Annotated in this window: 1 protein-coding gene; it reads right to left on the reverse strand. The window is 59.6% G+C overall.

Features of this window, described 5'->3' with window-relative positions:
- Positions 1–1,068 (reverse strand): IS630 family transposase (locus tag ACX80C_RS19320; protein ID WP_459328086.1); only part of this gene is annotated, 1,068 nt, incomplete at its 5' end.

Raw genomic sequence — 1,068 nt, forward strand, 5'->3', positions numbered from 1 at the left:
CTAGTGTCCTGCGCCGGTAGTTCGTTGCATTAGTCGTGATAGGGATTCCAGGATCTCATCGGCGGTCTTGGTCCACACGTAGGGTTGCGGGTCCTCGTTCCAGGCTTTCACCCATTCCCTGAGGTCTTTTTCCAGTGCCTGCACGCTGCGGTGATCACTGCGTTGGAGTAGGTCCCGGGTGACTTCGGCAAACAGCCTCTCGACCTGGTTGATCCATGACGAATATGTCGGAGTGAAATGGATATGGAACCGGGGCCGCTTGTCCAGCCAGGTCTTGACCGTCGGGTGTTTATGCGTTCCGTAGTTGTCGCAGATGACGTGAATATCGAGATGGTCGGGGACTTCCTTGTCGATTTTGGTCAGGAACTTCCGGAACTCGATCGCCCGATGCTTCCGATGCGTCGAGGCAATCACGGTCCCATCAGCGACGTTCAGCGCCGCGAAGAGGCTCGTGGTGCCGTGGCGGGCGTAGTCGTGGGTGCGTTTCTCTGGCATGCCCGGCATCATCGGAAACGCTGGCTGCGATCGGGAGAGTGCTTGGACCTGGGACTTCTCATCGACGCTGAGCACGACTGCCGACTCGGGCGGGTTGAGGTAGAGACCGACGATGTCATAGACCTTCTCCACGAATAAAGGATCGTTGGAGAGCTTGAACCCATCAGCCCGGTGTGGTTTGAGGTCGAAGGCCTTCCAGATTCGCCCGATCGTTGATTTCGACAGTCCGCTGCGTTCGGCCATCTTCGCTCGTGACCAATGCGTGGCGTTCTTTGGCGTGTGTTCCAGGGTGGACACCACGACGTCTTCGACCTGGTCGGCCGTGATCGTCGCGGGCCGTCCGGGGCGAGGTTCGTCAACGAGCCCATCCAACCGGTGCTCGATGAAACGCGACCGCCATTTCGCGACCGTGGCCGAGGTGACCCCGAGCGCGGCAGCAGCATCCTTGTTCGTCTTCCCCTCACTGCAGGACAGAACAATACGCGAGCGCAAAGCCAGCGCCTGTGATGATTTGGCACGACGGGCCCACCGGGTCAGGGTCTGGCGTTCATCATCAGTCAGTGTCAGTTCGGC

This window comes from Arthrobacter tecti (assembly GCF_054511355.1).